Here is a 5,722-nt window from a genome sequence, read left to right on the forward strand (position 1 = left end):
GCATAATAATCCCCCTGTTAAAGCAACAATTCAATATAAAAATCATATATCTACGTGCTATCGTCCCGCAATCCGCAAATTGCAGACCGCAAAACAAATTCCACATATAGGTTTTTCAGCCACCCTCAACTATTTATATATAATTCATTGCGACATACATTTTATATGTTTTGCTTGTATATTTGTGTAAATATATATTTATAGTATCCTCCCGGGTCGAAGGTGAGCTCCCCTCTTCGCCTCGGTTTCAAAATCCGACTTCTTTCTCTGGTTGTGCAAATATCGCCGCTTAAGTCGATGATTCATAATCTTCGTCACTCTTCGCCTCATCAGGACTGTGTCTGCACGAGCAGCAAGGACGTACATCTCATAAAAACCCATTTGAACATACCTTTCCTATCACGCGACGCAGTGGCGACCGTGTTATGAACCTCATCTTTTCTCCCATCTGCCTTTCAGCTTGATGGGCATTGCAACGGGGCGCTGAAAACTGCCGCCTGGGAAAATAAAGACACTTATGAGCACCCCGAATCAGCGATTTATGCCCGTCAGAGCCTGTCCTTCAACCAATGCGTTCGGAGAAATAGAAAGGCCCACCACAAACCAGATTCCATCTCTCCTCCGGTCATTACCAGAGGACTTTGCCTGTCAAACCCCAAAATATGAGAGTGACGTCTACTCTCATAATCAGCGCTGGTTCAGTTTCAAAACCGGAATGTCTCCCGGTTCATCGCCGAACAGGGAGGAGTATAAATCAGAGAAAAGGGGTGGGGATGCGCGGGGAAATGAAAATCCTTCCTCAAAGCTAAAAAAGCTACGGAACCAGCTTCAATTCGTTGAAACCATACATCCTTTCAAGTCGAAATATGCAGGCAGCCAGTCAAAACAACTTTTCGCTTTGGCTTCATTGACAAGCTAGCATGATTATGTCCACTTCTGGCCCTTAGCGGACACGGCACACGCGTCAAATCGACCGCTTTGCACCATAATGCCAGTTCATGGCAATGGCAGAAATTCCAAAAAAGCTGCGTTATATAATAAAGCCACACCTAAGCTTTTTGTTTATTGAGAGTATTTCAATAGTGCGTTCAACTCATTGTTGCGCAATATTATAAATAACGACCGATCCGAATCAGATGAAATGAAGTCACAATAATGCTCGATCAGATGTTTACTGCGGAGAACTTCCGTCGCGCCTATGATGCAGAGAACCGAAAGGGCTGCGACTTAGCCGGACGCTATTTTCCGACACTCGAACCATTCACGTTCGCTGTCCGCGATAAGGTTCAAGAGATTCGTAATCTACGGAAGATCGAAACCACACTGTCCGTCGACGAGTTCAAGGCACAGTTACTAGCGTTGAAGTCTAACTTAGCTGAATTGAAAGCAGCTAAGTCAGCCGCCATAGATTGCTTGATGGATGAGATGAGCCAAAGCGTGCTGAAGCCAAGTTTCAAAATCGAGTTGTCCCAAAAAAATGGACCGAAGGGAAAGCCAGTTTTCTGCATTGATGCGAAGCCAGAGACTTTCTTCGTGATCAAGCAGCTTCAGTTTAACATCCATCGAATTTACGATGTCAAACAGGCGAACCGTCACGATCTGGTCTGCCAGATTCGCGACATGCTTGGCAGCAAATTTCCTTTCGAGCTAGTTCGCACAGATATCTCGTCGTTCTACGAAAGCATTGATCGAAAGAGACTAATTGAGAAGTTGGATCGTGACCAACTTTTAAGCGCAGCGTCTAAGAAATACATCAAACAGGTGCTTGATTCATACGGCACAATATCCGGTGCGACCACAGGTATTCCGAGAGGTGTTGGCATTAGTGCCTATTTAGCGGAGTTGTATCTCCGGCCAGTAGACAAGGCGATTAGGCAACTCCCCGGCTTAGTGCTGTACTGTCGGTTTGTCGATGACATCGTGGCAGTGTTCGCGCGGCCTCCAGCCGGCAGCAATCTTGGCTCTTTCAAAGACCTGATCGTTGAGATTTTTGGCAAAAATGCACTTACTCATAACGCCGCAAAAACCTCAGAACTCACACTAATGAACGGTACCATTCAAGAACTCGAGTACTTGGGATACCGCTTCGTACTGTCCGACAATCAGTTCGAAATCAGACCAAGCGCAGCAAAAATAGAAAAATATAGAACGCGCATGAAAGCATCATTTAGCGAATATTGGAATGATAAACCAATAAATCCAAAAGGTGCATTCCGAAAACTAGTTGCTAGAATCAAATTCTTAACAGGTAACACGCGCCTTTCAAGTAGCAAATCACGCGCAACAACCGGAATATATTATAATAATTCAATCGCATCTAATTTATCAGACTTAAATGATCTGGACAAAGAATTAAAGATACTTATCGAAGGACTCAAAATTACCAGTCTTCAAAAACGACTGAAAAAGCTCAAATTCGCCACAGGTTTCCAGCAACGCCGATATCATAATTTCAGTACAAAGGAACTTCAGATGATCGTAAAGGTCTGGAAACATGGCTAAGCGGCGTGTCACGCTTACTCACAGAAAGCAAAGGTCTGTTCTGACGGATATGCTACCTTTCGAGGTGCCGCCGACCTTCTCCAATCGGGGCTTTTATCGCTTCTTGCGGGATAATAACATCGAGATTGAAAAAGGAGAGTTGCGTTGGATTGGCGAAACGAATGACCTTGATCATACGATGCGGCTTCTGTTCGGAATAGCCCCCAACACCCAAATCTCGACGGAGATTGTGACAGAATGGGGCAAACAGAAAACCCGCCGCTCCGTGCCGATCAGCAAATGTCAGATGGCGACTATCCCTTTCAATTTCCGAGTAGCGCACAACCTTGAGGGACGGACACTAAGCGTGGTGCATCCGCGCAATCAGGTAGCTGTCGCGAGCTTCTATGCAACTCACAACTCGCTGATCATCTACCACACGTCCGTTAGCGAGTTTTCGATCCGTCGCCCCGTGTCAGTGTCGCGCTATGCTTTTTTCAAGGACAAGCTCCACTCACAACGGCTAGATTCCGTCGCGGGGGTGGAAGAGGAGGACCGGGAGTACGAACAGCTAGGTTCTTATTTCGTCTATCGGAAATATCGCAACATCCATCGCTTCTTTGAATCCTACAAATATCATCGCAGCGAGAAAAAGTATGATGCTATGGTCCAGATCGATATCAGTAAGTGCTTCGATAGCATCTATACACACTCTCTGCCTTGGGCAGTTCTAGGCAAAGATCAGACAAAATTTAGTCTCGACGAATCTAAGGTTACATTCGGTGGACGTTTCGACGCGCTGATGCAAAACCTGAACCATAAAGAAACCAACGGCATTGTTATTGGCCCCGAATTTTCCCGGATTTTTGCAGAAATCATTTTGCAGTCTGTAGACGCAGAACTGCTTAAAAAATTGGATCAGCGGGCAAATCTAATCCACAAAGTCGATTACGAAATTTTCCGATACGTGGATGATTTTTTCGTTTTCTACAACGAAGCATCCACGCAGCTAAAAATATTTGAAACACTTCAAGAAGTTCTCAAATCCAAAAAGCTGAGTATCAATACGGCGAAGATCAAACACTATGAAAAGCCAATCATCACCGAAATCACAATCGCTAAAGAACGCATTTCAATCCTTTTGAACGACGAAATAAATCCTGTGTGTCAGGAAGAGCCACTTGCCTATCCCTCCACACAACCCAAAAAGAACGTCAACTGCGGGATTAATACGAACCGCCTAATCATAAGATACAAAGCTGTTCTCAAGGAGGCAGGCGTCACCTATGCCGATCTGCTAAACTACACCTTCGCAATAACTGAGAACAAGATCGACAAGCTCTTTAAAGCATATGTCGAGAGCGACAAGTCAGACCGTGATCGCAAGTGCCTTTCTGGTTCCTTGCTCGCAATTATGGAATTCGCTTTTTTTGCATATTCTGCGAGCCCCAAGGTCAACCACACAATCCGGCTATGCCGGATGATAGCGACGTCCGTAGATTTCCTTCGAGAGCAAGCTCTGTCATACGAATTGAAACATTTGCTGTTCAAATACGTACATGACAACGTAATGCAACAGCTCGAAAAGAATACGATGGGCGTTCATCGCGAAGTTGAAAGTCTCTACCTACTCGTTTCCCTATCGCAAATCGGCCGAGAATACTGGCTACCAGTGTCGGTCCTTCTCAAGCATTTCCTAATTACGGAAGATGGAGCGGGAAATTATGCTCGCCCATCTGGCTTCATGAACCATTTTTCGATCACCGTTCTATTATCCTACATTAAAGATAAGGTCCGTTATACTAAACTGAAAGCATTCTTGGAGGCGCATGCCATTACCAAGCTTGAGTATATGAAGGCTCACTGTCCAAATGATGCGGAGACCTTGATTATGTTGCTTGATATTGTCGTATGTCCTTACGTCAGCTGCTCCACGAAGAACGCTATCGGCAACATTTTCGGTTTAGATGCGGCGGGCCTCTCGTCTGTTCAAGGTGCTAATGACCATTGGTTCACCGCGTGGGGTGACAAATTTGATCTCGGGAAGGAACTAGACGCGAAGCGAAGCCGTGAGGTATACTGATTCTGGCGCTCCGCTTTATCCTTAATGGCTGTTGGCAGCCCACACACAAGCGCCCTCGCTTCTCCTATATCCATTGGGAGTTGGGTAACTAGACGGTAGGAGCGGGCCGTCTTATCATCCATAATCTTCGTAGTAACGACATCAGCAAAAAGCGCGAAATACTTTTCATCGGGCAGAAGAACGCGCGTGAGGATCAGGAATTGAACGTCATTACAGGAACTGGATTTGCCGCTGCTGCCCTGCTTTTTTCAGGCTCTGCCGCCTTTGCCGCACCGACATATCTCAGCTGTGAATTCGCAACTTCGAAGGGAACACCTCAGGTGTTCAATTTTGCCCTCGACGAAGCCGCCGGAACATTTGGAGTTTATGTCCCGGCTTCTGGCAGTCAGAGAATGGAAAAGGGCACCTTTGCCGGTGGTAAGGCGAGCCTGAATGAAGGATCGGTGGCATGGGAGATCGACATCGCCAAGGGTTCAGTCATTCGTGACAAGCGCATGGTGGGCGAGAAGGACAGCGGGACCTGCAAGACGATCTCGCACGCGCAGAGCGGCTTTGAAGAGTAATAGCCGCCTGGACTAGAGGTCGGTATCAAGCGTTTACAGGGCGCTGAGAGCCTGGCGTGCCATCAGGCCGACATCACCCGGCAGATCGCCATCCTGCCTCGCAGGGTATCCTCTACGATACGGCCCACATCATTTGTGAAGCTCGCCCATAACGGAGCGGAGCACGCTTTGATCCGGCATCTTGCTGATTGGTATGCCTGCTTCACGAAACCACGATGTATCCGCCTCCGGATGAGGCCCCGTCAGCACGACGACACCTTTGCCGAAACGGTAACGAGCAGCGGCAATATCGCCATTCTGATACGTAGCAATCTTCTTGAACCCGCTGCGGTCTTTCGGCTCAGGCATATACGGCCCGTCCTGAAAGAAGACTGTCTGTTCTTTACCGCTCCACCTTGTCGACACCGCCGTGCTTATGATCGAATTTACCGGAAAGCCGGGCCGCCCGACCTCGGATTCCAGCTCGTCATCGATCAATCCTATGGTATGCGGCGTCCACGCCCCATCGATTATTCAGTTGCGGCGATCTGAGGTTGATCTACGGGCCGTCAAAGGAGCTCACCGAAGAGTATCTGACGAGCTCATTGTGAGGCCT

General features: G+C 47.2%; 4 protein-coding genes. 3 read left to right on the plus strand and 1 reads right to left on the minus strand.

The window, feature by feature from the left end; translation table 11 throughout:
- Nucleotides 1-1,155 precede the first annotated feature (1,155 nt).
- The 3 genes from drt3a to EXN68_RS27795 all read left to right on the plus strand — a co-directional run bounded on the left by drt3a (nucleotide 1,156) and on the right by EXN68_RS27795 (nucleotide 5,127).
- On the plus strand, nucleotides 1,156-2,502 hold the full coding sequence (drt3a, locus tag EXN68_RS27270; RefSeq protein WP_161991492.1) for an antiviral reverse transcriptase Drt3a: 1,347 nt from the start codon (nucleotides 1,156-1,158) through the stop codon (nucleotides 2,500-2,502).
- Complete coding sequence (drt3b, locus tag EXN68_RS27275; protein ID WP_142843691.1) at nucleotides 2,495-4,564, plus strand: antiviral reverse transcriptase Drt3b; 2,070 nt, start codon at nucleotides 2,495-2,497, stop codon at nucleotides 4,562-4,564. The genes drt3a and drt3b overlap by 8 nt, the downstream gene beginning before the upstream one ends.
- A gap of 200 nt (nucleotides 4,565-4,764) precedes the next feature.
- Nucleotides 4,765-5,127: a hypothetical protein gene (locus tag EXN68_RS27795; protein WP_142843692.1), complete on the plus strand. Its 363-nt coding sequence runs from the start codon at nucleotides 4,765-4,767 to the stop codon at nucleotides 5,125-5,127.
- Between the two features lie 129 nt (nucleotides 5,128-5,256).
- On the opposite strand, the gene EXN68_RS27285 is transcribed toward EXN68_RS27795, so the two are convergent.
- The gene (locus EXN68_RS27285) at nucleotides 5,257-5,604 is read right to left on the minus strand and encodes a hypothetical protein (protein ID WP_237681514.1); all 348 of its coding nucleotides are present in this window, start codon (nucleotides 5,602-5,604) and stop codon (nucleotides 5,257-5,259) included.
- Nucleotides 5,605-5,722: the final 118 nt, after the last annotated feature.

The sequence above is a fragment of the Martinezella rhizogenes genome (assembly GCF_007002745.1).
GTDB classification, from domain to species: Bacteria; Pseudomonadota; Alphaproteobacteria; order Rhizobiales; family Rhizobiaceae; genus Agrobacterium; species Agrobacterium cucumeris.